Source organism: Streptomyces sp. NPDC020192 (genome assembly GCF_044388685.1).
Taxonomy (GTDB): Bacteria; Actinomycetota; Actinomycetes; order Streptomycetales; family Streptomycetaceae; genus Streptomyces.
The window spans coordinates 1-2,147 of sequence record NZ_JBIRXG010000119.1 but is presented as its reverse complement, the minus strand read 5'-3'; the positions used below and the strand labels follow the sequence as shown (position 1 = coordinate 2,147).

1 protein-coding gene is annotated in these 2,147 nt (G+C 71.9%); it reads left to right on the top strand.

The features are described 5' to 3' along the window. On the top strand, window positions 1–2,147 hold a 2,147-nt coding region (locus tag ACH47Z_RS47130; protein WP_399086821.1), incomplete at both ends, for a beta-ketoacyl synthase N-terminal-like domain-containing protein.

The following is a 2,147-nucleotide window of genomic DNA, read 5'->3' as shown; positions in this document are numbered from 1 at the left end:
CAGCTCGACACCGTCCTGCGCCCCAAGGTCGACGCGGCCCTCCACCTCCACGAACTCACCCGCCACCTCGACCTGTCCGCCTTCGCCCTCTTCTCCTCCGCCGCCGGCGTCCTCGGCGGCCCCGGTCAGGCGAACTACGCCGCCGCGAACGCCTTCCTCGACGCCCTCGCCCACCACCGCCACGCCCAGCACCTCCCCGCCACCAGCCTCGCCTGGGGACAGTGGGAGCAGGCCAGCGGCATGACCGGGGGTCTCGCGGAGACGGATCTGGCGCGGATGAGCCGTACCGGCCTGGTGCCCATGCCCAGTGAGCAAGGGCTGGCGCTCTTCGACACCGCACGTGCCATGGACGAAGCATTGCTGATCCCCATGGTTCTCGACACGGGAACGCTGCGCCGCCAGGTCGGCGGCTCCGGCGTACTGCCCGCGCTGCTACGGCAGTTGGTGGGCGGGGTGTCCCGGCGTGCGGCCGAGTCCGCGGTCCAGGGAGAGCGCTCGGAGCTGGCCCGGGAGCTGGCCGGCCGCTCCACCACCGAACAGACCGCCATCCTCCTCGACCTCGTCCGCACCCACATCGCCACCGTCCTCGGACACACCACACCTGACACCATCAACCCCGACCAACCCTTCAAAGACCTCGGATTCGACTCCCTCACCAGCGTCGAACTCCGCAACCGACTCACCACCGCCACCGGACTCACCCTCCCCGCCACCCTCACCTTCGACCACCCCACCCTCAACGCCCTCACCCACCACCTCCACCAACAAGTCACCGGCGCACTGGAGGTGTCCGGCCCCGCCCTCCCGGCGCGTACCGCCGCCATGGAGGAGCCGCTCGCGATCGTCGGCATGGCCTGCCGCTTTCCGGGCGGGGTCCGCTCCCCCGAGGATCTGTGGCGCGTGGTCGCGGACGGCCTCGACGTCGTCTCCGGTTTCCCGACCGACCGGGGTTGGGACCTCGCCCGCCTCTATGACCCGGACCCCGGGCAGGCCGGTACGTCGTACACGAGCCAGGGCGGATTCCTCTATGACGCCGGGCAGTTCGATCCGCTGCTGTTCGGCATCTCACCCCGTGAGGCCCTGGCGATGGACCCGCAGCAGCGGCTGCTCCTGGAGACCTCCTGGGAGGTCTTCGAACGGGCCGGCATCGACCCCGCTGCCCTGCGGGGCGGTGACACGGGCGTCTTCGTGGGTGCCTCCGCGTCCGGTTACGGCAGCGGCGCCCGGGACCTCCCGGAGGGCGCCGAGGGGTATGCGATGACCGGCGCCGCCACCAGCGTCATCTCCGGCCGCATCGCCTACACCTACGGCCTGGAGGGACCCGCGGTGACGGTCGACACCGCCTGTTCCTCCTCGCTGGTCGCCCTGCACCTGGCCGGCCAGGCACTGCGCGGCGGCGAGTGCTCACTGGCGCTGGCCTGCGGCGTCACCGTGATGGCGACGCCACAGGTGTTCATGGAGTTCAGCAGGCAGCGGGGGTTGTCTCCCGACGGGCGCTGCAAGGCGTTCGCGGCCGCGGCCGACGGCACCGGCTTCTCCGAGGGTGTGGGTGTGCTGCTCGTCGAGCGGCTGTCCGACGCCCGCCGCAACGGCCACCGCGTCCTGGCCGTCGTACGCGGATCCGCCGTCAACCAGGACGGCGCCAGCAACGGCCTCACCGCACCCAACGGGCCGTCCCAGCAGCGGGTGATCCGGCAGGCCCTCGCCAACGCCCGCCTCGAGCCCGGTGAGGTCGACACGGTCGAGGCACACGGCACCGGTACGACGCTCGGCGACCCGATCGAGGCCCAGGCGCTCATCGCCACCTACGGGCAGGAACGGCCGGAGGACCGTCCGCTGTGGCTCGGCTCGGTGAAGTCCAACATCGGCCACACGCAGTGTGCCGCGGGTGTCGCGGGCGTGATCAAGATGGTCATGGCGATGCGCCACGGCATGCTGCCCCCCACCCTCCACGTCGACGAGCCCACCCCGCACGTCGACTGGACGACCGGGGCGACGGCGCTGCTCACCGAAGCCCGGCCGTGGCCGGAGAGCGAACGCCCGCACCGGGCAGGTGTCTCCTCCTTCGGCATCAGCGGCACCAACGCCCACGTCATCCTGGAAGCCGCCCCCGACACCGAGCCCGTCGAGCACACCGGCCGGCGGTC